The sequence below is a fragment of the Amycolatopsis mediterranei genome (assembly GCF_026017845.1).
Lineage (GTDB): Bacteria > Actinomycetota > Actinomycetes > Mycobacteriales > Pseudonocardiaceae > Amycolatopsis > Amycolatopsis mediterranei.
The window spans coordinates 2,128,412-2,153,745 of record NZ_CP100416.1 but is presented as its reverse complement, the minus strand read 5'-3'; the positions used below and the strand labels follow the sequence as shown (position 1 = coordinate 2,153,745).

Genomic DNA, 25,334 nt, shown 5'->3' with positions numbered 1-25,334 from the left:
CCTACAAGCCTCATGACGACCGTGAAAACTCTGCTGGGCCTGCCCGGGCTGCGGCTGCGCCCGCGGGCCGGGACCGACCTGCTCGACCGGCCGGTGACGCGCATCTACGTCACGGAGCTGTCCGACCCCGGACGGTACCTGTCGGCCGGTGAGCTGGTGCTTTCCGGCCTGCTCTGGTGGCACGCCCCGGGCGACGCCGAGCCGTTCGTGGCCGCACTGGCCCGCGCGGGCGCGGCAGCGCTGGCCGCGTCCGGCGCCGACTCGGGCGGCATCCCGGACGACGTCGTCGACGCCTGCGTCCGGCACCGGATCCCGCTGCTGGAGGTGCCCGACGACCTGTCGTTCTCGGTGATCACCGAGCAGGTCGTGCTGGCGCTGGCGGCCGCGTCCGACAGCGCGCGCAAACGTTTGCAGGCGGCCGCGGAGGCGCCGGTCGAGACGCTGCTGGACCGCGCGGCGGCGGAACTCGGGCTGCCTTGCTGGGTGCTGTCGGGCCTGGGCCGGCTGATCGCGGGCACGGCCCCGCTGCCGATGCCGGCCGAAGACGTCGTCCGCCGGCACGCGGCGCGTGAGCCGGGGCCCCTGACGCTGGTCCCGGTCGAGGGGCGGCACGCGGTGCCGTGGCTGATCGCCGTCGGCGGGCCGCTGAGCACCGCGCAGGCCGAGCTGGCCGAGGAGGTGGCGGGGCTCGTCGGGGTCACGCGGGCCCGGGAGTCCCGGCTCGAGGTGGCGTTGCCCGAGGAGGTGTGCGTCGTCGGGTTGCGGACCGAAGGCAGTGACGAGAGCCGGGACGTCCTGAGCGAGTGGCTGCCGGACGCGCTGCTGCTCGAGACCGCCGGGGAAACGTCGTACGCGGCGACCGCACGGCCGCCGTCCCCGGCCGGTTTGTCCATTGTGGAGCCACTGCTGCGGGCGAAGCGAATCGTCTGCGGCGTCAGCGATCCAGGCCCGCGTGACGAGGCGGCGGAGAGCGCGCGGTACGCGGTGGCGGCGGCGGCCCGGCGGACGGGCCGGGTGGCGGTGGTTCCGGCCGGCGACGTCGACGTGCACGAGCTGCTGCTGGCGGGAGCGCCGGACGGGGTGCGGGCAGCCCTGCGCAGGCGCGTACTCGGGCCGCTGCTGGCCTACGACGCGGAGCAGCACACCGATCTCGTGCACACGGTCCGGGTGTTCCTGGAGTGCTCGGGCTCGCCGACCCGGGCGGCGAAGGCGTTGCACGTCCACGTCAACACGCTGCGGTACCGCATCGGGCGCGCGGGCGAGCTGCTGGGCGCGGACCTGACGGAGTTCACCGACCAGCTCGACGTGTACCTCGCCTTGCGCGCCGGCGACTAGCGCCACGCACCCGCCGCTCGCCCGCTCGGCGCAGGGTGCGCGCCTCACACCCCATCGGCCGCCGTCTCACGTTGCGTGGCCGGGGTCTGGGGGAAGGATGAGGGCGTGGATCCCGACATCGGTTCGGCCCGGCAGGCCGCGGATGACGCCCGCGTGCTGGCCTTCGGGCAGCTGCAAGGCGCGGCGCACCGGCTCGGGTACCTGCTCGGGCGGGCGCTGGAGCGCGAATGCGGGATCACGCACCTGATGTACGAGGTCCTGCTGCTCGTGGGCCGCACCGGTGAGGACGGGCTGACCATGCGCTCGATCGCGCAGGAACAGGTGCTCACCACCGGCGGCGCGACCCGGCTGGTCGACCGGATGGTCGCGATCGGGCTGGTGACCCGCACCGCTTCCCCCAGCGACCGGCGCGTCCAGCTCGTCCGGCTGACCGCGCTCGGCGAGGAGACCACCGTGCGGGCCAGCCGCCTGCACGTCGAGAACATCGAGCAGTTCTTCTTCGGCCCGCTGCCCGAGGACCACCGCGAGCGGTTCGCCGACGACCTGCGGACGTTGAGCCACTTCGCCCGGAACGCCCTCCCCCGGCTGCGCTAAGCCGGGACCGGCGTCGCTCCCTCCAGCGTCTCCCGCAGCCGGGCGCGGTCCAGCTGACCTTCGGACTTCGCCACCACGAACGTCGCCACGCAGTTGCCGAGCAGGTTGACGAACACGCGCATCGAGTCCATCAGGCGGTCCGCGCCCAGCAGCAGGGCCACGCCCGCCACCGGGAACGCGCCGATCGCCGCGGCCGTCGCCGACAGAGCCAGGAAGCTCGAGCCCGGGACGCCCGCCATGCCCTTCGACGTCAGCATCAGGATCAGCACCGCCAGCAGCTGCTGGCCGAGCGTCATCTCCACGCCGAACGCCTGGGCCAGGAACACCGTGCAGATCGACAGGTAGATGGTCGCGCCGTCGAGGTTGAACGAATACCCGGTCGGGACGACCAGGCCCGTCGCCGCGCGGGAGCAGCCCGCGTCGGTGAGCTTGGCCATGATCCGCGGCATCACCGACTCCGTCGAGGCCGTGCCCAGCGCGAGCAGGAACTCTTCGCGCGCGTAGCGCAGGAACTTCCAGACCGAAACCCCGGCGTAGAACCGGGAGATCGCGGCGAGCACGAGCGTGAAGAGCACGGCCGCGCCGTAGCACGCGGCGATCAACTTGGCGTAGGTGCCCAAAGTGGACAGACCGTATTGGCCGATGATGAACGCCATCGCGCCGAACGCGCCCAGCGGCGCGACCCGCATGATCCAGCCCATCACCTTGAAGATGACCTGCTGCACCTGGTCCACGAAATCCAGCACCAGCGGCGCCCGCTCCCGCCCGATCGCGGCGAGCGCCACCCCGAAGAACACTGCGAACACCAGCACCTGCAGCAGCTGGTTCTGCGCGAACGCGTTCACCACGCTGTCGGGGATGGTGTGCAGCAGGAAATCCCCGGCCGACGGCAGCTGCCCGCCCTTGGTCTGGGCGGTGACGGCGTGCGGGTCGAGCGTCGCCGGGTTGATGTCCAGCCCGGCACCGGGCCGGAAGACGTTCGCCACGAGCAGGCCGAAGAGCAACGCGAACGTCGTGACGACCTCGAAGTAGACGATGGCCTTGAGTCCGATTCGTCCGACCGCTTTGATGTCGCCGACGGCCGCGATCCCGGTCACCACGACGCAGAAGATGAGTGGCGCGATGATCATCTTGATCAGCCGGATGAAGCCATCCCCAACCGGTTTGAGCTGGGCGCCGAGCACCGGCCAGAGGTGTCCGACCAGCACGCCCGCGACCACCGCCACGAGCAGCTGCAGGAACACCGACGTCCACCAGCGCTTCTTGTTCTCCGCCATGGCCGGACCCTAGGCATCGGATGTTCCAGCGGTGTTAACGCTCGCAGTGACGTACCCGACGCCCGGAAAAGTCACTGCGGCAGACTGGTCAAGTGGGCAAGCGGAAGCAGGTTCGCGTCGGCCCGCCGCCGGCGACGGTCGAAGAATTCGGCGCCGCGCTGCTCGCCGCCGCACCGGGTGACGCCGACCGGCTGGCGCCGGATTTCACCCTGCCTGCCGAACTCGCCGAAGCCGCGCACCGGACCGGGCAGCAGCTGATCGGCCGGGCGTGCCGGGGTGGCTGGCTGCCCGAGGACCTCCACCAGGCGGCCCGGCGGCGCCTCGACGAGTTCGCCGGCTCGTACCTGCTCGACACGCTCGCCGCCTACGCCGGGCAGTTCACCACCGTGCACCCGGGGTGGCGGGAGCAGCTCGAGGCGGCAGGCGCCGTCCGCTGGTGGACGGAGACCGAGCCGCACCTGCCGCAATGGGCGGCGAAGCACATCCTCACGCCGTCCGAAGCGGTGGCCGCGGTCGTCGAAGCCTTCAGCCTGCTGAAGACGCTGCCGCCGGTGACCGTGGTTCTGCCCGCGCCGGGGACCCCGCTGGAGCGTCCGGTCCGGCAGCACGTCGACGAGAAGAAGCTGAGCCGGGTCCGTGCGCTGCTCGCCAAGGCGGAGTCGAGCTCGTTCCCGGAGGAAGCCGAGGCGCTTTCGGCGAAGGCGCAGGAGCTGATGACCCGCCACGCCCTCGACCGCGTGCTGGTCGAGAGCGCCGAGGCGGCACCCGATCGGCCCGCGGCCCGCCGGATCTGGCTCGACACGCCGTACACCGACGCGAAGTCCTTGCTGGTCCACGTGGTCGCGACGGCCAACCGCTGCCACGCGGTCTTCGACCCGCGCTGGGAGTTCGTCACCGTCGTCGGCGACGAGGACGACCTGGACTCGGTCGCGCTGCTGACGACGTCCCTGCTGGTCCAGGCGACGCGGGCGATGATCGCCGACCCCGCCGGCCGGTCGCGGCCGTTCCGGAAGTCGTTCCTGGTCTCCTACGCCACCCGGATCGGCGAGCGGCTCGAACGGGCGGCGGAAGCGACGATCGCCCAGGAGCCGGAGCTGCTGCCGGTGCTGGCTTCGCACGAGAAGAACGTGGCCGCGGCCTTCACCACGCTCTTCCCCGAAGTGGTGAACAAATCGGTGACCGTGCGCAGCCACGAAGGCTGGGGCGCGGGCCGCGCGGCCGCCGACCGCGCCCGGCTTGGTGAGTGACTACAGGAAGATCTTCACCAGCTGGTCCCGGCCGTCCTGGTCGCGCACCAGGACCTGCTTGCCCGCCTTGAGTTCGGCGTCGACGAACTCGTACACCAGCAACGCCCGGTTGACGAGGTCGACCTTCTTGAGACCGGTGCGTTCCTGGAGCTTCGCCAGCGCATCGACCGCTTCGCCGATCAACGCGACGTTGACCCGACCCACCGGATTGTCTTCACTCACCACCCCATAATGACAGCAGCGCCACCAAAAGCACACCTTTTTTGCAGCGAATCAGTGTTGCATCCGCTCGGTGCGCGCTCTACAGTCGAAGGCACCTGACGCGAACCCGTCTTCATGCGAACGGGCCGAGCAATCGGGAAGCCGGACCACGCTTCCTGGCGGCAGGAGAACCGGTGTGGCAAGTCCATTTGGGGGCTGGACAGCCGTCCGGTTGTCGACCGCGGCTCGCGCCGAGGTCCCGAAAGTGGTCACCGGGCGAGCCTCCGGGCACCGGCCGGGCCAGGAAGGAACGGGCACGAGCATGGGTGCCGAAATCGAGCGTGCGGATCCGTCCGTACCTCGCGAAAGGGAACCGGACCGGGACGACACCCCGACCCGGTTCGCCCACGTCCGGATCGAGACATCGGAGGTGAAGGCGGAAATGGCGGTGCCATCGAGCCAGACCCGCCGGCTGCTCACCACGGTCCTGGACGTGCTGGTCGTGCTCGGCGCGGTCCTCGGGCCGGCGCTGACGTTGAAGGCGGCTTCGGCCGGTCTTCCGACGTGGGCGACAGCCGGGACGATCGCCGGTCAGCTCGCCTTGCTGACCACGGTCGCGGTGATCGCGCACCGACCGGAACACCCCGGCCGGTTGCCGTCGTAGCGACCGTGAGCAGTGGCCGAGTGGACGCTCCTGCTTCGGGCGTCCGCTCAGCCACTGCTCACGCGAGCCGCAGGGCGTACTTCTCCAGCTCAGGACGCCCGAACGGCAGCTCACCTTCGTCGAGCGCACCGCAGTCCAAGCCCCGCAGCAGGTACACCGCCAGCGCCTGTGCCGTCGCCGGCTCGTCCAGCACTCCCCCGGACGTCTTCTCCGCGTACGCGCGCAACCGCTCCACCGCCTCCGGGAATCCCGCACGGTAGAACGTGTACGTCGCCGCGAAGCGGGTCGGCAGCTGGTGCGGATGCAGGTCCCAGCCCTGGTAGAAGCCGCGTTCCAGGGACCTTCGCACGAGCCGCAGGTGCTCGGCCCACGCCGACGGCAGCGCGTCGCCGATCGGGAGCTTGTTCGTCGAGCCGTCCGAGAGGCGGACACCGGTGCCCGCCGCCGCGACCTGCATCAGGCCCTTCGCCAGGTCAGCCGCCGGGTGCTCCATGCTCTGGTACGCCGCCGCGATGCCGAGGCCGGCGCTGTAGTCGTAGGTCCCGTAGTGCAACCCCGAACAGCGGCCCGCCGCGGCTTGCACGATCCGCGCCACCGACAGCGTGCCGTCGAGGTCCACAATGGACTGGGACGTCTCGATCTGCACCTCGAAGCGCAGCGTGCCGTCGGTGAGCCCGTACGCGGTTTCCAATCGGGCGAGGACTTCCGCGGCCACCGCGACCTGCTCGACGGCCGTCACCTTCGGCAGCGTGACGACGAACCCGGGCGGCAGCGGCCCGTTCTCCAGCAACGAACCCAGGAACAGGTCCAGGGTGCGGATGCCGCGCCGGCGCGTCGCCGCTTCGAAGCTCTTGAAGCGGATGCCGCAGAACGGCGTGCCGCCGGTCGTCGCCAAGGTCTGCCCGGCCGCACGGGCGGCGGCGTCCTCGACGTCGTCCGGCACGCGGCCGTAGCCGTCCTCGAAGTCGATCCGCAGGTCCTCGATCGGCTCGGTCAGCAGCTTCGCGCGGACGCGTTCGTAGACGTCCGCGTCGGCGCCGAGGAAGTCACCGTGCTCGATGAAGACCCGCATCGCCTGCTTGCCCCAGTCGGCCACCAGGCGGGTCTTGTACCGCGACGCCGGGACGTAGACCGTGTGCACGGGCTGCCGTCCCGGCCGCTCGCCCGGGTACGCCGCCGCGACGCGCGCGTCGGCCGCAGCCAGGCGCGCGTCGGCGGCGTCGTAGACGTCCTCGGGCAGCCGCACTACTTGATCCGCTCGTAGGCGGGCAGCGTCAGGAAGTCCGGGAACTCCTCGGCCAGCGCGACCTGCTCGAACAGCTCCACCGCGGGCTCCAGCTGCTCGGGCTTGAGCTCGCCGGCCAGCTCGCCGCGGACGTCGGCCAGCACCCCGCGCACCAGCTCCGCCGTCACGACGTCGCCACTGTCCAAAGTGGTCCCGTTCTTGACCCACTGCCAGATCTGCGAGCGCGAGATCTCGGCGGTGGCGGCGTCCTCCATCAGGTTGTGGATGGCCGCCGCGCCGTTGCCGCCCAGCCAGGACGCGATGTAGCGGACGCCGACGTCGACCGCGGCACGCAGGCCGGCCGCCGTCGCCCCGCCCGGCGTCGAAGCGACGTCGAGCAGCTGGTCGGCCGTGACACTCACCTCGTCGCGGGTGCGGTCGAGCTGGTTGGGCTTGTCGCCGAGGACCTTGTCGAACTCCTCCTTGCAGAGCTCGACCATGCCCGGGTGCGCGACCCAGGAACCGTCGAAGCCGTCGCCGGCCTCGCGCGACTTGTCCGCGTGGACCTTCTCGAAGGCGCCCTTGTTGGTCTCGGGGTCCTTGCTCGGGATGAACGCGGCCATGCCGCCGATCGCGAAGGCACCGCGCTTGTGGCAGGTGCGCACCAGCAGCTCGGTGTAGGCGCGCATGAACGGCGCGGTCATGGTGACCGAGTTGCGGTCCGGCAGCACGAACTTCTCGCCCGCGTCGCGGAAGTACTTGATCACGCTGAACAGGTAGTCCCAGCGGCCGGCGTTGAGGCCCGAGGCGTGCTCGCGCAGCTCGTAGAGGATCTCTTCCATCTCGAACGCGGCCGGGATGGTCTCGATCAGCACGGTCGCGCGGACGGTGCCGTGCTCGATGCCGAGTGTCTTCTCGGCGTGGGTGAAGACGTCGTTCCAGAGCCGCGCTTCGAGGTGGCTCTCCATCTTCGGCAGGTAGTAGTACGGGCCCTTGCCGCGCTTGAGCAGCTCGGCCGCGTTGTGGAAGAAGTGCAGGCCGAAGTCGACGAGCGCGCCGACACCCTCGCGGCCGCCGAAGGTGAGGTGGCTCTCGGGCAGGTGCCAGCCCCGCGGGCGGACCACGATCGTCGCGTGCTCGACGTCGTCCTTCAGCGCGTAGCTCTTGCCGCCGCTCTCCAGGGTGATCGTCTCGCGGACGGCGTCGTAGAGGTTGACCTGGCCGGACACCACGTTCGCCCAGTGCGGGGTGTTGGCGTCCTCGAGGTCGGCCAGCCACACCTTCGCGCCGGAGTTGAGCGCGTTGATGGTCATCTTGCGGTCGGTCGGCCCGGTGATCTCGACGCGGCGGTCCCGCAGCGCGGGCGGCGCGCCGGCGACCTGCCAGTCGCCTTCGCGGATCTCCTCGGTCTCGGGCAGGAAGTCGAGCCGGCCGGTGGTCCGGGCCTCTTCGCGACGCTTGCCGCGCGCCTGGAGCAGCTCGTCGCGGCGGCCGGCGAAGGCGTCGTGGAGGCCGGCGAGGAAGGCGAGCGCCTCCGGCGTGAGGATCTCGTCGCCGCGCTCGACCGGGTCGCCCAGCACCTGGACTTCAGAAGACATGGGGAAACACCTCGAGGGTTCGGATCTTTGGATAACGGCCCTACGGTTTTCTACCAGCCGGACTATAGTTTCTGCATAGCGGAAGCTCAACGCCGACGTAAGGAGGGCCACCGTGCCGGCGGAGAAGAACGGTCGCGACGGCGGCGTCCAGTCCCTGCAGCGTGCCTTCGAGCTGCTGGAACACCTCGCGGACACCGGCGGGGAGGCCAGCCTGTCCGAGCTGGCGACGCTGTCCGGGCTGCCGATGCCGACGATCCACCGGCTGATCCGCACCCTGGTCGACCTGGGGTACGTCCGCCAGAACACGAACCGCCGCTACGCGCTGGGCGCGCGGCTGATCCGGCTGGGCGAGAACGCGAGCATGCAGTTCGGCGCGTGGGCGCGCCCGCTGCTGGCGGAGCTGGTGGAGGAGGTCGGCGAGACGGCGAACCTGGCCGTCCTGGAGCGCGACGAAGTCGTGTACGTGGCCCAGGTGCCGTCGAAGCATTCGATGCGCATGTTCACCGAGGTCGGGCGGCGGTTGCTGCCGCACGGGACGGGAGTGGGCAAGGCGATGCTGGCGCACCTGCCCGCTTCCGAGGTGCGGTCCTTGCTGGAGCGGACCGGGATGCCCGCGTACACGGAGCACACGTTCACCGACCCGGACGCGCTGGCGGTGGAGCTGTCCCGGATCGCTTCGCAGGGGTATGCGCTGGACGAGGCCGAGCAGGAGCTGGGCGTGCGGTGTGTCGCGGTGGCGGTGCCGGGCGCGCCGGTTCCGGCGGCGGTGTCGGTGTCGGGGCCGTCCGGGCGGCTGACCGCCGAGGCGGTGGCGCACATCGCCCCGGCGGTGCAGCGGGTGGCGGATGCCCTGGGAGCCAGCCTCTCCCAGGCGGTCACGGTCTGACCGGGGCCGCTCAGCTCAACTCGCCCGCCAGCAGGTCCATCAGCAACCCGTCGTGCCAAGTGCCGTCCGGACCGCGTTCGTAATCGCGCAGCACTCCGACCGGGCGGAAACCCACCTTCGTGTACACCCGGATCGCCGTCTCGTTCGACGCCGCCGGGTCGATCGTCAACCGGTGGTGGCCCGCCGCGAACAGGTGCGCAGCCAGGGTGCGGATCGCGTCCGTGCCGACGCCGCGGCCGTGGAAGGCCGGGTGCACCGAGATGTCGATGCCCGCGTGGCGGTACTGCGGGTCCAGCTCCTCGCAGCTTTGGATCAGGCCGACGACTTCACCGTCGAGTTCGATCACATAGACGGTGTAGCCCTCTTCGACCTCGTACAGGCCTTCGACCTCGCGATCCGGGTCGCCCCACCAGCGGGCGACCTCCGGGGTGGCCAGGACTTCGTGCAGCCGGGCGCGATCCGCTGGGCCGATCGGGCGCAGCCGCACCCGATCGCCGTGAATGGCGGTCATGATGGGTCCTCTCTCGTAGCGAATGACGGCTTCAGGGCGTCTTCCACGAGGAGGGGCACGCGTGCGTCAACCGGGCATGCCCGGATTCTGCGCCGGCGCGCCGCCGCCCGTCATCCGAATATCGCCGGAGGGCCGCATGGACCCGTACACCGGCGGCGCACTGACCTGGTTCGCTCAGGGCGCCGCTTCGAACCTGCTGGACCGGCTCGTGGACCGCGCGCTCGACGGCTCGCCGCAACCACCCACGTGGCCGCGTCCGGCGAAGACCGCGCCGGGAACGGTCGAAATCACGGTTCGCCACCACACCGCCGCGAAGGTGCGGACGCCGGTGATCCTGACGCTGCAGGAGGACGGCAGCCGGACGGGCACGGCGTTCTCGCTGGTGCTGGGCCACACGGCCCGCATCGCCGTCCCGGGCGGCCGCTACTTCGGCGCGGCGATGGTGGTGGATCCCGCCCGGCGCACCCTCCAGGGCATCGGCTGGTCCCGGCTCACGGTGGCGGCCCACGGAACGTCCCCGTGCCTCATCCCGGCGGGACGGCCGACGGCGCCGGTGATGCTGCAGCTGGGCCTGCGGCGACCCGACGGGACGCCGCTGTTCCGGATCTAGCCGAGCAGTGCGTCCACGAACGCGCCCGGCTCGAACGGCGCCAGGTCGTCCGGGCCCTCGCCGAGCCCGACCAGCTTCACCGGCACGCCCAGCTCCTTCTGGACCTGGAACACGATGCCGCCCTTCGCCGTGCCGTCGAGCTTCGTCAGTACGATGCCCGTGACGTCGATGACCTCGGCGAACACCCGGGCCTGCATGAGCCCGTTCTGGCCCGTGGTCGCGTCCAGCACCAGCAGCACTTCGTCGACCTTCGCCTGCTTCTCCACGACGCGCTTGACCTTGCCCAGCTCGTCCATCAGGCCCGTCTTCGTGTGCAGCCGGCCCGCCGTGTCGACCAGGACCGCGTCCACGCCCGTGTCCACGCCGCGCTTGACCGCGTCGAACGCCACCGCCGCCGGGTCCGCGCCCTCCTTGCCGCGGACGACCTCCGCGCCCACGCGCTCGGCCCACGTCTGCAGCTGGTCGGCCGCCGCCGCGCGGAACGTGTCCGCCGCGCCCAGCAGCACCGTTCCGCCCTGCGCCACCAGGACGCGGGCGAGCTTGCCCGTGGTCGTCGTCTTGCCGGTGCCGTTGACCCCCGCCACCAGCACCACCGCGGGCTGCTTCTTGCCGTCGACGGTGTGCGGCAGCGCCCGCACCGCGCGGTGGCCGTCGGTGGACAGCTGGGCCGTCAGCACCTCGTGCAGCACCTCGCGCGCCTCGGCCGACGACCGCACCGCACGCCGGGACAGCTCGTCGCGCAGGCGCTCGACGATCTGGTTCGTGGTGGCCGCACCGAGGTCGGCCATCAGCAGCGTGTCCTCGACGTCCTGCCAGGAGTCCTCGTCGAGGTCGCCGGCGCCGAGCAGGCCCAGCAGGCTCGTCCCGAACATCGAGCGCGACTTCGTCAGGCGGCCGCGCAGCCGCTCCATGCGGCCGGCCGCCGGTTCGATCGCCTCGGCGACCGGCGCGGGTTCGACGACCTCGGCCTCCGGCAGCTTGACGTCGCGGACCGTGCGCTGCGCCGAGTCCCGCGGCACCGCCGCGTCGTCGCCCACCGCGGGCTGGCCATCGACCTCCGGCCGGTCCTCGACCGGGTGCTCGGCTTCGGGAGCCTCGGCGGTGCCACCGGGCGCGAGGGCGATGCCCCCGCTCGCGGCGTACGAACCGCCCTTCGGTTTCGCCTCGACCTCGCGCTGGGCGTCCAGGCTGATCCGCCGCCTGCGTGCGATCAACAGGCCGGTCACCAGCAGGGCGACCAGGACGACGACGGCGACGACTACGAACAGGAACCAGGTGCTCGACACGGGCCCATCCTTTCATCCGCGCTCCCCGCGCGCCGGACCCCGCCCCGCACAGGCAATTCATCACAACCTCGGTCCCGATTGGGGCAAGACTTCACCAAGTGGGTTGCGTCACACGAAAGGCTCCACTAAACCCCTCCGGATGGGGATGAGCAGTGTCTTCCGGGGCTTCGCCCCGAGCCGGGGGCTCCGCCACCCGGACCCCCCGAAGAAGGGTGGCCACGCCTTCCGGGTGATCGGCCTGATTTCGGGCACGTCGATCGACGGGATCGACGTGGCCGCCGCCGGCCTGCACGCCGAAGACGGCACGGTCGTGCTGACGCCGCTGGGCGAGCTCGACGTCCCCTACCCCGAGCCGCTGCGTGACGGCCTGCTCGCGGCGTTGCCGCCGAACCCGTGCACCGCCGGCGAGCTGACGCGGCTGGACACCGGCGTCGGCCAGGCGTTCGCCGATGCGGCCGGGCGCGGCGTCGCGGAACTGGCCGGCGGCCGCGCGGACCTGGTCGCGTCGCTGGGCCAGACGGTGTTCCACTGGGTCTCCGGCGGCCACGTCCGCGGCACCCTCCAGCTCGGCCAGCCCGCCTGGATCGCCGAACGCACCGGGCTGCCGGTGTGCGCCGACCTGCGGGCGCGCGACGTCGCCGCGGGCGGCCACGGCGCACCCCTGGCGAGCACGCTCGACCAGCTGTGGCTGCGCGGCCTCGCCGAGGACACCGGCCGGCCGGTCGCCGCGCTGAACCTCGGCGGTATCGCGAACATCACTGTGGTTGCCGAGGACGCGCCGCTGATCGCCTACGACACCGGACCCGCCAACGCCCTGCTCGACGTCGCGGCCCACCGCGTCACCGGGCAGCGCAGCGACGTCGACGGCCGGCTCGCCCTCGGCGGGTCGGTGCGCTCCGACCTGCTCCTCCGGCTGCTCGCCGACCCGTACTTCGCCGCCGCGCCGCCGAAGTCCACCGGCAAGGAGCACTTCAACGCGGACTACCTCGACACCGCGCTGGCGGGCTTGGACCCGGTCGACTCCGGGGACCTGCTCGCGACGCTGACCGAGCTGACCGCCGTCACCGTGGCAGACCAGTGCCGCCGCCACGGCGTCACGACCGTCATCGCCTCCGGCGGCGGCGTCGCGAACCCGGCGCTGATGACGGCGCTGACCCGGAACCTGTCCACGGCGCTGCTCAAGACCAGCGACGACCTCGGCCTGCCCGGTGCGGGCAAGGAGGCGTACCTCGCCGCGTTGCTGGGCTGGCTCACCTGGTGCGGCGTGCCCGGTACGGTGCCGTCGGCGACCGGTGCCCGCGGGCCACGCGTGCTCGGCGTGTTGGTCCCGGGCCGTGGCCCCTTGATCCTTCCCGCCCCGCTGGGGGGCGCCGTGACACGGTTGCGAGTCGCGGAGAAGGCCGGATGACGGTAGGAGTGATCCATGCGCGGTGTTGACCTCGCCATCATCGTGATCTACCTGGCGGCGATGCCGCTGATCGGCGTGCTCGTCGGCCGGAGACAACGGTCGGCGGCCGACTACTTCGTCGGCGAGCGCAGCCTCCCGTGGGGTGCGGTGATGCTGTCCGTGGTGGCCACGGAGACCTCGACGCTCACCGTGATCAGCACGCCCGGGCTGGTCTTCGGCAACGCCTTCCTGTTCCTGCAGCTGGCTTTCGGCTACATCATCGGCCGGACGATCGCCGCGTTCGTCCTGCTGCCGCGGTACTTCCGGGGCAACCTCGTGAGCGCGTACGCGTTCCTCGGGAAGCGGTTCGGCTCCGGGCTGCAAGGCACCGCGTCGGTGACGTTCGTGGTCACCCGGCTGCTCGCCGAAGGCGTGCGCCTGTTCGCCGGCGCGATCCCGATCAAGGTGATCCTCGCGCACTACGGCGTCCACCTGGACTACTGGGTGATCGTCGTGATCCTCACCGCCCTGACGCTGGTCTACGCCTACATCGGCGGGATCAAGGCCGTCGTCTGGGTCGACGTCATCCAGCTGTCGCTGTACCTGGGCGGCGCCGCGGTGGCCGCGATCGTGCTGCTCAACAAGCTGCCGGCCGACTGGGTCTCGCAGGCGTCCGCGGACGGCAAGTTCGCGCTCGTCGACTTCTCGAAGAACCTGCTGACCAGCCCGTACGCGTTCGTGACGGCGGTGCTCGGCGGCGCGGCGCTTTCGATGGCGTCGCACGGCGCCGACCAGCTGATCGCGCAGCGGCTGCTGGCCACGCGCAGCCTGCGCGACGGCCAGAAGGCGCTCATCGGCAGCGGGATCATCGTCACGATCCAGTTCGCGCTGTTCCTGCTGGTCGGGGCCATGCTGTGGGTGTTCAACGGCCGGAAGTCCGTGGCGCAGCTGGGGTTGCAGAGCCCGGACGACGTGTTCTCGCGGTTCATCATCGACGACCTGCCGGCCGGCGTGTCGGGCCTGCTCATCGCCGGAGTGCTCGCCTCGACCATGGGGGCGCTCGCCTCGGCCCTCAACGCGCTGTCGACGTCCACCGTGGCCGACCTCTACCAGCGGTTCACCAAGCGCTCGCCGGAGGACTCGAAGCTGCTGCGGCACGGTCGCATGTGGACGCTGATCTGGGCCGTCGTGTTCGCGGTGTTCGCATCGCTGTTCTCCACCACGAAGAACTCGGTGATCGAGCTCGGCCTGGCCATCACCGGGTACACCTACGGCGCGCTGCTGGGATCGTTCCTGCTGGGCCTGCTGATCAAGAAGGCCCGGCAGGTGGACGCGATCATCGCGTTCGTGGTCACCGTGGTGGTGATGGCGTTCGTCATCCTCGGGGTGAAGTTCAGCGCGAAGACCGGCGGCCTGATCGGCGTCGACTTCAGCAAGGCGGCCGGGGACAAGGTGGCGCTCGCCTACCCGTGGTACACGCTGATGGGCGTGGTGATCACGCTGGTCGTGGGCGGTCTGCTGTCGCTGCGCCACCGGACGCCGGACCCGAAGGCGGCCGAAGCCGAAGCCGCCGGAGAGACCGCGGAAGTGACCGCCGCCTGATCCTTCTGAACCGTTTCCGGCGGGCGCCCGTGTCGAATTGCGGGAGCCCGCCGAGAAGCGGCGGGAGGATTTCGAAGGTGGATTCCATGAAGCGGATGACGGTGGCGCTCGCGGTCGGCGCCCTGGTGCTCGGCGGCGCGGCGACGGCTTCGGCCACCCCGGCGCACTCGACGGTGCCGGACGCGATCAAGGTGCCGGCGGGCAACCGGGCACTGGCCACTTACCCAGCCGAAGGCGTACAGATTTACGGCTGCACGAACGGCGCGTGGGCCCTGATCCAGCCGGCAGCGGTGCTGTCGCGGCACGGGAAGCCGGTGGCGCTGCACAGCAAGGGCCCGGTGTGGACGTCCATTGTGGACGGAAGCACGGTCGGCGCGGCGGCCGCGGCGAACGCCCCGCGGGAAGGCGCGATCCCGGAACTGCTGCTCAAGGCGAACCTGAACACCGGCGACGGCATCTTCAGCAAGGTGACCTACGTCCAGCGCTTGAACACCCGCGGCGGCGTGGCCCCGGCGGGGACCTGCACCGATGGCGCCCAGACCGCGGTCCGCTACTCGGCCGACTACGCCTTCTGGGTCGCGGAGTAGAAAGCGAGCCCGTCCCCTGTGGCGTCCGGTGCGCTGGACGCCACAGGGGCTCTCTGCCGCGGTTTGAAGGGCGAGCTAGCCGACCGCGACCGGTTCGTCGTCGGCCGTGCGCAGGCGCTGCGAGATCACCTTGGTGATGCCGTCGCCCTGCATGCTCACGCCGTAGAGAGCGTCGGCGATCTCCATCGTCGGCTTCTGGTGGGTGATGATGATCAGCTGCGACGAGTCGCGCAGCTGCTCCAGCAGCCCGATCAGCCGGCGCATGTTGGTGTCGTCGAGCGCCGCCTCGACCTCGTCCATGACGTAGAAGGGTGACGGCCGGGCGCGGAAGATCGCGACCAGCATGCCCACCGCGACCAGCGACTTCTCGCCACCGGACAGCAGCGACAGCCGCTTGACCTTCTTGCCCGGCGGACGCGCTTCGACGTCGACGCCGGTGGCCAGCAGGTCGTCCGGCTCGGTGAGGACCATCCGGCCCTCGCCGCCCGGGAAGAGCACGCTGAACACGGTCTCGAACTCGCGGGCCACGTCGGCGTAGGCGCCGGCGAAGACCTCGAGGATCTTTTCGTCGACCTGCTTGATGACGGCTTCGAGGTCCTTGCGGGTGTCCTTGAGGTCTTCCAGCTGCGTGGAGAGGAACTTGTACCGCTCCTCCAGCGCCGCGAACTCCTCGAGCGCGAGCGGGTTCACCTTGCCCAGCAACGACAGGTCCTTCTCGGCGCGCCTGGCGCGGCGGGTCTGGGTGTCGCGGTCGTAGGGCATCGGCGGCGGCGGGGTGACGTCCTCGCCGCGATCCTTGGCCGCCTCGTACTCGGCCATCTCGCCCGCGCTCGGCGGCACCGGGACGTCCGGGCCGTACTCGCGGACGAGGTCCTCGAGGCCCATGCCGAAGTCCTCGGCGATCTTGGCTTCCAGGGTCTCCAGCCGCAGCCGCTGCTCGGCGCGCAGCACCTCGTCGCGGTGCACGGCGTCGGTCAGCTTCTCCAGTTCGCCGGTGAGTTCGCGGACCTTGGCGCGGACGCCGGTCAGCGCCTGCTCGCGGCTCTGGCGGCGGGCCTGGACCTGGTCGCGTTCGGTCGCCGCGCGCTGCACCGAGTGCTCGATGCGCTCCAGCGCGAGCTCGCCGGCGTCGACGACGGCGTTGGCGATCCCGGCGCCGCGCTTGCGGGCCGCGGCGGCGCGCTCGGCGCGCTCGCGGGCCTGCTGCTCGGCGTGCGCGGCCCGGCGGAGGCCTTCGGCCTTGCCCGCGATGCTGCGGGCGCGCTCTTCGGAGGTGCGCTGCGCGAGCCGCGCTTCCATCTCCTCCTGCCGCACGACGGCCAGCTCTTCGACGGCCTGATCGCGTTCGGCGGTGTCCGGGTCGTCTTCGACGGGCTGCTCGGCGACGGCGGCGAGCCGCTCCTCCAGCTCGGCGAGCTGGGCGAGGGCCTGGACGCGGCTCTGCTCGACCTTCGCGCGCTGGCCGGACAGCCGCTCGACCTCGGCCTGCGCCTGGCGGGCGGCCTGCTGCATCCGGTTGAGCCGCTCCGACGAGCGCGCCTTGCGGACCTTCGCCTCGCCGAGGGCGTCCTTGGCCTGGGAAACCTCTTCGCGACGCGCCTGCTGCTCGGCGCGGGCGCCTTCCAGCTCGGCCGCGTACCGCTCCAGCGAGCGCTCGGCCAGCCGGAGCCGCTCCCCCGCCTCGTCGACGGCGGCCTGGACCTCGATCACGCTCTCGCGCTTGCCGGAGCCGCCGATCGCCCAGCGGGCACCGAAGACGTCACCCTCGGCGGTGACCGCGCGGACGTCCGGGTGCACCGCCACCAGGTGGCGGGCGGCGTCGAGGTCGCGGACCAGAGCCAGCTTGTCGAGGGCCTGCTCGACGGCGGGCCGCAGCTGCGGCGGCGCGGTGACGACCTCGCGGGCCCAGCGCGCGCCTTCCGGCAGCGACGGCCACGAATAGGTGTCCACGGTGGATTCGAGGCCGCCGAGCAGGATGCCCGCGCGGCCGGAGTCCGTTTCCTTCAGGTACTTCAGCGCACGCAGGGCGTCTTCGCCGCCGGTCACGGCGACGGCGTCGGCCACCGGGCCGAGCGCCGCGGCCAGCGCGACCTCGTAGCCGGGCTCGACGGTGAGCAACGCGGCGACCGAGCCGAGCAGGCCCGGCAGTTCGTGGGACGCGCCGAGCAGCGCACCCGCGCCGTCCTTGCGCCGCAGGCCCATCGACAGCGCCTCGACGCGCGCCTTCTCCGACGCGATTTCCCGCTCGGCCGCGCGCTCGGCCTTGACCAGCTCTTCGACACGCGCCTTGGCCGCGTTGTTGGCCTCGACCGCGCGGTCGTGGCGATCCATCAGGCCGGCGTCGTCGGACTCCTCGACGCCACCCTCGGCCTTCGCCATCTCGAGTTCTTCGACGGCGATCTCGGCGCGCTCGGCGGCCTCTTCGAGGGAGACGCTGAGGCGGTCGATCTCGTCGGAGGTGGCGCCGTTCTTGCTGCGCAGCGCCTCGACCTGGCCGGTGAGCTTGGCCATGCCTTCGCGGCGGTCGGCGATGGCGCGGACGGCGGCCCAGTGCGCGCGCTCGGCGGCCTGGACGCGCTGTTCGAGGTCTTCGCGGCGCAGAATCGTCTGGGCGAGCAGCTCGCGGGCCTCCATGACGGCCTCGTTGAGCTCTTCCTCCTGCTCGGCGACGCGCTCGGCCTCTTCGAGGAGCTCTTCGGGGTCGCGGCCGCCGGTCGACGTCGAGACGTCGGCCGACAGGTGCCGCTGGCGCTCGATCGCCAGCCGGACGGTGCCGCGGAGGCGCTCGGCCAGCGCCGACAGCTTGTACCAGGTTTCCTGGGCGGCCTGCAGCAGCGGCGCGTCCTCGGCGAGCGAGGCTTCCAGCTCGGTTTCCTCGGCCGAGACGATCTCGAGGTGCTGCTCGACCTCGGCGCGGCGCTGGCGGGCGGACTTCTCGTCGGCCTCTTCGCGGGCGATGGCGGTGCGCTGGGTGACCAGGTCGTCGGCGAGCAGGCGCAGGCGGGAGTCGCGCAGCTCGGACTGGACCGACTGGGCCTTGCGGGCGATCTCGGCCTGCTTGCCCAGCGGCTTGAGCTGGCGGCGCAGCTCGGTCGTCAAGTCGCCGAGGCGGTCGAGGTTGCCCTGCATGTTGGCCAGCTTGCGCAGGGTCTGTTCCTTGCGCTTGCGGTGCTTGAGGACGCCGGCGGCCTCTTCGATGAAGGCGCGGCGCTCTTCGGGCTTGGACTCGAGGATCGCCGAGAGCTGGCCCTGGCCGACGATGACGTGCATCTCGCGGCCGATGCCGGAGTCCGACAGCAGTTCCTGGACGTCCATCAGGCGGCAGCGGTCGCCGTTGATCTCGTACTCGCTCGCGCCGTCGCGGAACATCCGGCGGGTGATCGACACCTCGGAGTACTCGATCGGGAGCGCGCCGTCGGCGTTGTCGATGGTGAGGGTGACCTCGGCGCGGCCGAGCGGGGCGCGGCCCGCGGTGCCGGCGAAGATGACGTCCTCCATCTTGCCGCCGCGCAGGTCCTTGGCGCCCTGGGTGCCCATGACCCAGCGCAGCGCGTCCAGCACGTTGGACTTGCCGGAGCCGTTCGGCCCGACCACGCAGGTGATGCCCGGCTCGAAGCGCAGCGTGGTGGCCGAGGCGAAGGACTTGAAGCCCTTGAGCGTCAGGCTTTTCAGGTGCACTGGGTGCTGACCCCTCTGGCTGCCGGTACGGGCGGTTCAATCGTCCCAGGCTACCCGGGGGCCTCCGGGGACCGCCGGACGCGCCCCCTCCTCGGCGCGCCTAGCACATCCGCGACGACCTCAGCAACACCATGAGCCACACCGTCCCCGGACGGACCAAGCGCCGCCCTACCGCTCGACGAAGCCGCTGAGTCCCCCTTTCGGGTCGGACCAGCGCTCGGCGACGTGCTCCACACTTCCGGGTGATTCTCCCGACCGTAACGCGGCCAACAGCCGCTGACAGTGGTCGTGACTACCCTCCGCTATCACCTCGACACGCCCGTCGGCCAGATTGCTCGCGCTCCCGACCAAGCCGAGCTCCAGCGCGCGACTGCGCGTCCACCAGCGAAAACCGACACCCTGGACCCGGCCGCGCACCCACGCCGTCAGCCGAGTGTGGGTTTCTTCCTCACTCACGCCGTTCCTCCCTTCCGGGTCAACCGACCGCGCACAGTAACGGATCAAGGCCACTACCTGGGCGAATACCCGCACGCCGGTGATAATCTCCCGCCGAGGTCGCTCCCCCGCCGTGGGCGCACTGCTCCATCAGCACCAGCGCTCCCGATCCGCGACCTCAGCACCGCGCCTCCCCGAATTCCCCAAGGAGCCCCGTATGCCCCGCCCCGCCGGGTCGGATTCGAGCTCTCGGATCACCAGGATCGACACCGCGCCGCCCAAGAGCAGCAAACCGAACCGCACCGGGTACGTCGTGCTCGGGGTGGCCGGGCTGGTCGTCGCGACCGCGTTCGCCGCCGTGGCCGAGCTCGCCGGGCCGGTCCCCGCCACCACCGCGGGCGGGACCGGCGGCCCCGGGGGCCAGGGCACCGTCCCGGCCGGGGTGCGGACACTGCCGGCCACGCCGTCGTCGAGCGCCCCGGCGACCCCCTCCAGCGGAGCCCCGACCCCGTCGAGCGCCACGTCGCCGAGCGTGCCGACGACGGTCGTGTCCGTGAGCCCGGACGGCAAGACGACCACCACGGTCGTCACCCAGCCCGCGCCGCCCCCGCCGCCGCCACGCATCGACACCGGCGGCAACCCGCCCCCGGTCTCGTCGCCGCCGTACACGCCGCCGACGTCGGCTCCCCCGAGTTCGGAGAAGCCCCCGACCACGACGCCGACCACCCCGGTCACCCCGCCCCCGACGACGACATCGTCGACCGGTGGCGGCTCGAGCTCGGCCGGTGCCCCCTCGTCGAGCACGACCGGCCCCCGCACCGCAGCCTAGGCCTAAGTGCCCCAACGCTGGGGCACTTAGGCCTAGGCCAGGACGGCCGCGACCATCGCGTCGCGCAGGAACTTCCCGTAGCGCTCCGGGGACCACCCGCGCTCGAGGCAGAGCAGCTCGTACTGCTCCGGGCCGTGGTAGGTCCACAGGATGTCGCGGACGTCGCCGGCTCTCAGGCCCGGCTTGACCTGCCCCGTCTCCAGCAGCTCGGCCGAGAAGTACGTCATCGCCATCAGCATCTCCTGCCGCATCTGCGCCCACACCTGCGCGGCCGCAGGGTCGGCGGCGGCCGCGTCGCGGGCCAGCAACTGCACCGGGGACACCGCGGGGGCGATGCCCACCAGGTGGTCGAGGTACAGCTCGATCTTCCGCACGGCGTCCGGCTCGGCCCGGATCTCGGCGATGAAGTCGCGTCCGGCGATCGGCACGTCCTCGTCGTCGCCGGCGACCGTGACGTCGAAGACGGCCTTGAGCAGCGTCGCCTTGTTGGCGAAGGCCTTGTAGACGGTCTGCACGGCGACGCCGGCGGCCTTCGCCACCTCGGGCACCGCGGTGCCCGCGTACCCCTTCTCCCGGAAGAGGGCCGACGCCGCCGCGAGGATCCGGCGGCGGTTCTCGCGCGCCTGCTCCTGACGCCGCGACGTGTCGTAGCGGCGCTTGACAGGGCCGTCCATTTGAGTAGAGACTCCTCTATCTAATAGATGCACATCTATCATGACACCCTGAGGGGGCGCTGACCATGATGGAACAAGCCACCACCGACGCCGTCACCGCCGCGCGGGAGCTCGCACCCGAGCTGAGCGCGCGGGCCGGCGAAGCCGAGCAGCTCCGGACCCTGCCTCGCGACCTCGTCGAACGGGCCCGCGAAGCCGGGCTCTTCCGCCTGGCGACCCCGCGCAGCCTGGGCGGGCAGGAGCTGCCACCCGCCACGATCGTCGAGACGATCGAGGAGCTCTCGCGCGCGGACGGCTCCGCGGGCTGGACGATCACCATCGGCAACGGCTCGGCGTTCCTCGCCTGGCTGGACCCGGCCGTCGCGGCGGACCTCGTGGCCGGCACCCCCGACCCGGTCGGCGGCGGGGTGTTCGCGCCGATGGGCCGCCTCACCGCCGACGGCGCCGGCAAGTTCGCGCTCGCCGGCCGGTGGGGGTTCTGCAGCGGCAGCCCGCACACGGATCTGTTCTTCAACGGCGCCTTCGCCGGCGGCGACCCGCGGGACTGGCGGCTCGCCGCGGTGCCGGCCGCCGCGGTGCGGGTGGTCGAGAACTGGGACGTCACCGGCCTGTGCGGGACCGGCAGCCACGACGTCGAGATCGACACGGTCGTGCCCGGGGAACACACGATTTCGCCGTTCACGAACCCGGCGCGCCACGACGGGCCGCTGTGGCGGTTCCCGTTCTTCACGCTGATCGGCACGATGTTCGCGGGCGTGCCGCTCGGCATCGCCCGGCGCGCGCTGGACGAGTTCACCGCGTTCGCGCCGGCCAAGTTCCGCCCGCCGGGCCCGGGCCCGATCGCCGAGGACGGCGACGTCCAGTTCGCCCTGACCCGCGCGGAAGGGCGGCTGCGCTCGGCACGCGCGTTCGTCTTCGAGGCACTCGGCGAGCTGTGGGACACCGCGTGCGCGGGCGACGTCCCGGACGTCCGGCAGCGCGGCCAGTTCCTGCTGGCGACGCAGCAGGCGATGCGGGCGTCGCTGAGCGCGGTGGACATCGCGTTCGGCTACGCGGGCGCGGGCGCGCTGCACGCGGACCAGCCGGTGCAGCGCTGCTTCCGCGACCTCCACGCGGCGGCCCAGCACATCTACTTCTCGGCCGCGGCGTCCAAGCGGTACGCGAAGGTGCGGTTCGGGATCGAGCAGCCGACCTTCTGGTTCTAGGGAGACCTGGTGCTAGGGACCGCGCCGCAGCCGGTGGGCGACCAGCGCCCACAGGTAGACCGTCAGCAGGGCACCGGCGCCGACCGCCGCGACGCGCAGCCACGTCGCCCCGCCGGCGCCGCCCTCGAAGGCGGTGAGGAGCCAGCCGAGCGCACCGAAGGTCGCGCCCACCGCCAGCGTCAGCACGAGCACCGGCGGGATGCGCTCACCGCCGAGAAGCCACGTTTTCGACCCGTCCATTTCCGGGAGGTACCCAGCCCGGGCCCCGGTCAGACCTCGAAGCGGTAACCTATCCCCGGTTCGGTGAGCAGGTGCCGGGGCCGGGAGGGTTCCCGTTCCAGCTTGCGCCGCAGCTGGGCCAGGTACACCCGCAGGTAGTGCGACTCCGTCTCGTACGACGGGCCCCACACCTCGTGCAGGAGCTGCTTCTGCGCCACCAGCCGGCCGCGGTTGCGGACCAGCAGCTCCAGCACGCCCCACTCCGTCTTCGTCAGGTGCACCTCCACGCCGTCGTGGCGGCGGACCTTCTTCGCCGCCAGGTCCACGCTGAACGACGCCGTGTCCACCACCGCGTCCGCGTCGTCCGCGCCCGCCACCGCCGAACGGCGGACCGCCGCGCGCAGCCGCGCCAGCAGCTCGTCCATGCCGAACGGCTTCGTCACGTAGTCGTCGGCGCCCGCGTCGAGGGCCTCGACCTTGTCGGCCGAGTCGCCGCGCGCCGAGAGCACGATGATCGGGACCGTCGTCCAGCCGCGCAGGCCCGCGATCACTTCGGTGCCGTCGAGGTCGGGCAGGCCGAGGTCCAGAACCACCACGTCGGGCTTGGTCTCGGCCACCGCTTTCAACGCGGCCGTGCCGTCGTGCGCGGTGATCACCTTGTAGCCGCGGGCGGTCAGGTTGATCCGCAGTGCCCGCACGATCTGCGGTTCGTCGTCGACCACCAGCACGGTGGCGCCCGGGTCGCTCATCGCACCCCCTCCTGTTCGAACTCCACGCTGAACGCGGGAAGCGAAACCACGACCGTGAGCCCGCCGCCCGGGGTGTCCTCGGCGCGGATCGTGCCGCCCATCGCCTCGGTGAACCCCTTCGCCACCGACAGCCCGAGCCCGACGCCCGGTGTCGTGTCCCGGTCGCCGCCGAGCCGCTGGAACGGGGCGAACGCCGAGTCCGCGGCGCCCTTGCGCAGCCCCTTGCCGTGGTCGACGATCCGCAGCTCGACCTGGCCGGAGTGCGCGCTGGCCCGGGCCGACACCGGCGCGCCGCCGTGGCGCAGCGCGTTGTCCAGCACGTTCGCCACCACCCGTTCCAGCAGGCCGGGGTCGGCCAGCACCGAGGGGAGCTGGTCGTCGACCGCGACCACGACGTCGTCCGAACCGTCCACAGTGGACAGCGCGTGCGCGACGACCTCGTCGTAGCCCACCGGGCGCAGGTGCGGGCGGACCGCCCCGGTGGCCAGCCGCGAGGAGTCGAGGAGGTTGTCGATCAGCCCGGCGAGCCGGTCGGCGGACAGCTCGATGGCCTCCATCAGCTCCGCGGTGTCCTCTTCGGACAACTCCAGATCCGCGGCACGCAGGCTGCCGATGGACGCCTTGATCGACGTCAGCGGCGTCCGCAGGTCGTGCCCGACCGCGGACAGCAGGGTCGTGCGCAGCTCGGTCGCCTCGGCCTTGCGTTCGGCGCGCGCCGCCGCGGCCGCCGTCCGCTGCTGGCGCAGGGCCAGCAGCGCCTGGCCGGCCACGGCCTCCAGCACCCGCCGGTCGGCCGCGGGCAGTGCCCGGCCGCGCAGGGTGAGGTGGACGTCGGCGGTGACGGCGATGTCGGCGTCGGCCTCGTCCGGATCGGCGCACGGGTGCTCCCCCGCCGTCGCCACGCACTGCCAGACGCCGTCCTGCTTCTCCAGCAGGGTCACCGAGGTCAGGGCGAAGTTCTCGCGGACCTTCGCCAGCAGCCGCTCGATCGGGTTCGCGTGGGTGAGCACGGTCCGGGCGTAGGAGGCCAGCAGCGCGGCCTCGGTCCGCGCCCGCGCGGCCTGCGCGGCCCGGCGCGCGGCCTGGTCGACGACCAGCGCGACCAGCACCGCGACCACGACCATCGCGATCAGCGTGACGAGGTTCTGCGGGGTGTGCACGTTGAGCGTGTAGAGCGGCGGCGTGAAGAAGAAGTTGAGCAGCCCGGCGCCGAGCACGGCCGCGACCAGCGCCGGGCCGAGGCCGCCGACCAGGGCGACGACGACGGTGACCAGGACGTAGGCGATGACGTCGGTGGCGAAGTCGAGCCCGGTCGGCACGAAGACGCCGACGAGGGTGACCAGCACCGGCAGCACGACCCCCAGCACCGAGCCCGTCACCAGCCGCGAGAGCCCCAGCGGGCTCGCGGTCAGCCCGGTCCGCAGGCGGCCACCGGCCTCGGAGTGGGTGACCATGTGCACGTCGATCGGGCCCGACCGGCGGACCACCGCCGCGCCGATGCCCTCGTCGAACAGCCGCGCCACCCGGGAGCGCCGCGAGGTCCCGAGCACCAGCTGGGTCGCGTTGACCCCGCGCGCGAAGTCCAGGAGAGCGCCCGGGACGTCGTCGCCGACGACCGTGTGGAACGTCGCCCCGACCTCCTCGGCGAGCTTGCGGCAGCGGGCCATCGCGGCCGGGCTGATCCCGGCGAGGCCGTCGCCGCGCAGGATGTGCACCACCTGCAGTTCGGCGCCGGCCCGGGTGGCGATCCGGCTGGCCCGGCGGATGAGCGTCTCGCTTTCGGGGCCGCCGGTGATCGAGGCGACGACGCGTTCGCGTGCCTCCCACGTGTCGGTGATCCGCTGCTCGGCGCGGTAGCGCTGGAGGGCGACGTCGACCTGGTCGGCCACCCAGAGCAGCGCCAGTTCCCGGAGAGCGGTGAGGTTGCCGGGCCGGAAGTAGTTGCCGAGGGCGGCGTCGATCCGCTCGGCCGGGTAGACGTTCCCGTGCGCGAGCCGCCGCCGCAGGGCCTCCGGCGTGATGTCGACCAGCTCGAGCTGTTCGGCGCGGCGGACGACCTCGTCCGGCACGGTCTCCTGCTGCGTGACACCGGTGATCCGCTCGACGACGTCGTTGAGGCTCTGCAGGTGCTGCACGTTGACCGTGGAGAGCACGTCGATGCCGGCGGTCAGCAGCTCTTCGACGTCCTGCCAGCGCTTCGCGTTGCGGGAGCCCGGCACGTTGGTGTGCGCCAGTTCGTCGATGACGGCGACCTCGGGCGCGCGGGCCAGGATCGCGTCGACGTCCATCTCGTCGAACGCGCGGCCGCGGTGCTCGGCGTGCCGCCGCGGGACGATCTCGAGGCCCTCCAGCAGCACCGCGGTCTTCTCGCGGCCGTGCGTCTCCACCAGCCCGACGACGACGTCGGTGCCGCGGTCGAGCCGGCGGCGCGCTTCGCCGAGCATGGCGAAGGTCTTGCCGACGCCCGGAGCCGCGCCGAGGTAGATCCTCAGCTCTCCCCGGCGCGGCTTCGCGGGCCCGTTCTCCGTGGTCACG

Annotated in this window: 23 protein-coding genes; 10 read left to right on the top strand and 13 right to left on the bottom strand. The window is 71.9% G+C overall.

Annotation, left to right across the window (positions count from 1 at the left end; genetic code table 11):
• Nucleotides 1-12: 12 nt before the first annotated feature.
• Both ISP_RS10245 and ISP_RS10240 read left to right on the top strand, forming a co-directional pair.
• Entirely contained in the window at nucleotides 13-1,335 is a 1,323-nt protein-coding gene (locus ISP_RS10245) for a PucR family transcriptional regulator (RefSeq protein WP_013223810.1), read from the top strand.
• Between the two features lie 105 nt (nucleotides 1,336-1,440).
• Nucleotides 1,441-1,929 (top strand): MarR family winged helix-turn-helix transcriptional regulator, encoded by a 489-nt coding sequence (locus ISP_RS10240; protein WP_013223809.1) that lies wholly within the window; start codon nucleotides 1,441-1,443, stop codon nucleotides 1,927-1,929.
• Here the strand turns inward: ISP_RS10240 and dctA are convergent.
• Nucleotides 1,926-3,206, bottom strand: a complete 1,281-nt coding sequence (gene dctA / locus ISP_RS10235; protein ID WP_013223808.1) for a C4-dicarboxylate transporter DctA — start codon at nucleotides 3,204-3,206, stop codon at nucleotides 1,926-1,928. The two genes, ISP_RS10240 and dctA, sit on opposite strands and share 4 nt — an antisense overlap.
• 92 nt (nucleotides 3,207-3,298) lie before the next feature.
• Between dctA and ISP_RS10230 the strand changes: the two genes are divergently transcribed.
• Nucleotides 3,299-4,453, top strand: a complete 1,155-nt coding sequence (locus tag ISP_RS10230; protein WP_013223807.1) for a DUF2786 domain-containing protein — start codon at nucleotides 3,299-3,301, stop codon at nucleotides 4,451-4,453.
• On the opposite strand, the gene ISP_RS10225 is transcribed toward ISP_RS10230, so the two are convergent.
• A complete protein-coding gene (locus ISP_RS10225; RefSeq protein WP_230468751.1) occupies nucleotides 4,454-4,675 on the bottom strand; it encodes a hypothetical protein in 222 nt (73 codons plus the stop codon).
• A gap of 301 nt (nucleotides 4,676-4,976) precedes the next feature.
• Here ISP_RS10225 and ISP_RS10220 point away from each other — a divergent pair, with 301 nt between their 5' ends.
• The gene (locus ISP_RS10220; RefSeq protein WP_013223805.1) at nucleotides 4,977-5,318 is read left to right on the top strand and encodes a hypothetical protein; all 342 of its coding nucleotides are present in this window, start codon (nucleotides 4,977-4,979) and stop codon (nucleotides 5,316-5,318) included.
• Nucleotides 5,319-5,376: 58 nt separating this feature from the next.
• On the opposite strand, the gene ISP_RS10215 is transcribed toward ISP_RS10220, so the two are convergent.
• Nucleotides 5,377-6,564, bottom strand: coding sequence for a DUF6986 family protein (locus ISP_RS10215; RefSeq protein ID WP_013223804.1), 1,188 nt, complete (start codon nucleotides 6,562-6,564; stop codon nucleotides 5,377-5,379).
• Nucleotides 6,564-8,141 (bottom strand): malate synthase A, encoded by a 1,578-nt coding sequence (gene aceB / locus ISP_RS10210; RefSeq protein WP_013223803.1) that lies wholly within the window; start codon nucleotides 8,139-8,141, stop codon nucleotides 6,564-6,566. Before aceB ends, ISP_RS10215 begins: the two co-directional genes overlap by 1 nt.
• Before the next feature lie 112 nt (nucleotides 8,142-8,253).
• On the opposite strand from aceB, the gene ISP_RS10205 reads away from it, so the two are divergent.
• Nucleotides 8,254-9,027 carry an IclR family transcriptional regulator gene (locus tag ISP_RS10205; protein ID WP_013223802.1) on the top strand — a complete coding sequence of 258 codons (774 nt, stop codon included), beginning with the start codon at nucleotides 8,254-8,256 and terminating at the stop codon, nucleotides 9,025-9,027.
• Between the two features lie 10 nt (nucleotides 9,028-9,037).
• On the opposite strand, the gene ISP_RS10200 is transcribed toward ISP_RS10205, so the two are convergent.
• On the bottom strand, nucleotides 9,038-9,538 hold the full coding sequence (locus ISP_RS10200) for a GNAT family N-acetyltransferase (RefSeq protein ID WP_013223801.1): 501 nt from the start codon (nucleotides 9,536-9,538) through the stop codon (nucleotides 9,038-9,040).
• 136 nt (nucleotides 9,539-9,674) lie between these two features.
• Between ISP_RS10200 and ISP_RS10195 the strand changes: the two genes are divergently transcribed.
• The gene (locus ISP_RS10195) at nucleotides 9,675-10,148 is read left to right on the top strand and encodes a hypothetical protein (RefSeq protein ID WP_013223800.1); all 474 of its coding nucleotides are present in this window, start codon (nucleotides 9,675-9,677) and stop codon (nucleotides 10,146-10,148) included.
• On the opposite strand, the gene ftsY is transcribed toward ISP_RS10195, so the two are convergent.
• Complete coding sequence (ftsY, locus tag ISP_RS10190; RefSeq protein WP_013223799.1) at nucleotides 10,145-11,434, bottom strand: signal recognition particle-docking protein FtsY; 1,290 nt, start codon at nucleotides 11,432-11,434, stop codon at nucleotides 10,145-10,147. The two genes, ISP_RS10195 and ftsY, sit on opposite strands and share 4 nt — an antisense overlap.
• Before the next feature lie 145 nt (nucleotides 11,435-11,579).
• On the opposite strand from ftsY, the gene ISP_RS10185 reads away from it, so the two are divergent.
• The 3 genes from ISP_RS10185 to ISP_RS10175 all read left to right on the top strand — a co-directional run bounded on the left by ISP_RS10185 (nucleotide 11,580) and on the right by ISP_RS10175 (nucleotide 15,010).
• Nucleotides 11,580-12,842 (top strand): anhydro-N-acetylmuramic acid kinase, encoded by a 1,263-nt coding sequence (locus tag ISP_RS10185; RefSeq protein ID WP_013223798.1) that lies wholly within the window; start codon nucleotides 11,580-11,582, stop codon nucleotides 12,840-12,842.
• A 15-nt stretch (nucleotides 12,843-12,857) separates the two neighbouring features.
• The gene (locus ISP_RS10180; protein WP_013223797.1) at nucleotides 12,858-14,423 is read left to right on the top strand and encodes a sodium:solute symporter; all 1,566 of its coding nucleotides are present in this window, start codon (nucleotides 12,858-12,860) and stop codon (nucleotides 14,421-14,423) included.
• An 86-nt stretch (nucleotides 14,424-14,509) separates the two neighbouring features.
• The gene (locus ISP_RS10175) at nucleotides 14,510-15,010 is read left to right on the top strand and encodes a DUF3455 domain-containing protein (protein WP_013223796.1); all 501 of its coding nucleotides are present in this window, start codon (nucleotides 14,510-14,512) and stop codon (nucleotides 15,008-15,010) included.
• A 75-nt stretch (nucleotides 15,011-15,085) separates the two neighbouring features.
• Here the strand turns inward: ISP_RS10175 and smc are convergent, their stop codons facing one another.
• The 4 genes from smc to ISP_RS10155 form a co-directional block, all read right to left on the bottom strand.
• Complete coding sequence (smc, locus tag ISP_RS10170; RefSeq protein ID WP_013223795.1) at nucleotides 15,086-18,688, bottom strand: chromosome segregation protein SMC; 3,603 nt, start codon at nucleotides 18,686-18,688, stop codon at nucleotides 15,086-15,088.
• Between the two features lie 168 nt (nucleotides 18,689-18,856).
• A complete protein-coding gene (locus ISP_RS10165; RefSeq protein WP_013223794.1) occupies nucleotides 18,857-19,144 on the bottom strand; it encodes an acylphosphatase in 288 nt (95 codons plus the stop codon).
• 129 nt (nucleotides 19,145-19,273) lie between these two features.
• A complete protein-coding gene (locus tag ISP_RS10160) occupies nucleotides 19,274-19,927 on the bottom strand; it encodes a hypothetical protein (protein ID WP_013223793.1) in 654 nt (217 codons plus the stop codon).
• A 57-nt stretch (nucleotides 19,928-19,984) separates the two neighbouring features.
• On the bottom strand, nucleotides 19,985-20,626 hold the full coding sequence (locus ISP_RS10155; protein ID WP_013223792.1) for a TetR/AcrR family transcriptional regulator: 642 nt from the start codon (nucleotides 20,624-20,626) through the stop codon (nucleotides 19,985-19,987).
• Between the two features lie 65 nt (nucleotides 20,627-20,691).
• On the opposite strand from ISP_RS10155, the gene ISP_RS10150 reads away from it, so the two are divergent.
• Complete coding sequence (locus ISP_RS10150) at nucleotides 20,692-21,831, top strand: acyl-CoA dehydrogenase family protein (RefSeq protein ID WP_013223791.1); 1,140 nt, start codon at nucleotides 20,692-20,694, stop codon at nucleotides 21,829-21,831.
• A gap of 12 nt (nucleotides 21,832-21,843) precedes the next feature.
• Here the strand turns inward: ISP_RS10150 and ISP_RS10145 are convergent, their stop codons facing one another.
• Genes ISP_RS10145 through ISP_RS10135 form a run of 3 tightly spaced genes read right to left on the bottom strand, consistent with a single transcriptional unit; the run spans nucleotide 21,844 to nucleotide 25,333 of the window.
• On the bottom strand, nucleotides 21,844-22,071 hold the full coding sequence (locus tag ISP_RS10145) for a hypothetical protein (protein WP_013223790.1): 228 nt from the start codon (nucleotides 22,069-22,071) through the stop codon (nucleotides 21,844-21,846).
• Between the two features lie 29 nt (nucleotides 22,072-22,100).
• Nucleotides 22,101-22,799 carry a response regulator gene (locus ISP_RS10140; protein ID WP_013223789.1) on the bottom strand — a complete coding sequence of 233 codons (699 nt, stop codon included), beginning with the start codon at nucleotides 22,797-22,799 and terminating at the stop codon, nucleotides 22,101-22,103.
• Nucleotides 22,796-25,333 carry a sensor histidine kinase gene (locus ISP_RS10135; protein WP_013223788.1) on the bottom strand — a complete coding sequence of 846 codons (2,538 nt, stop codon included), beginning with the start codon at nucleotides 25,331-25,333 and terminating at the stop codon, nucleotides 22,796-22,798. The genes ISP_RS10140 and ISP_RS10135 overlap by 4 nt, the downstream gene beginning before the upstream one ends.
• Between the last annotated feature and the right edge of the window lies 1 nt (nucleotide 25,334).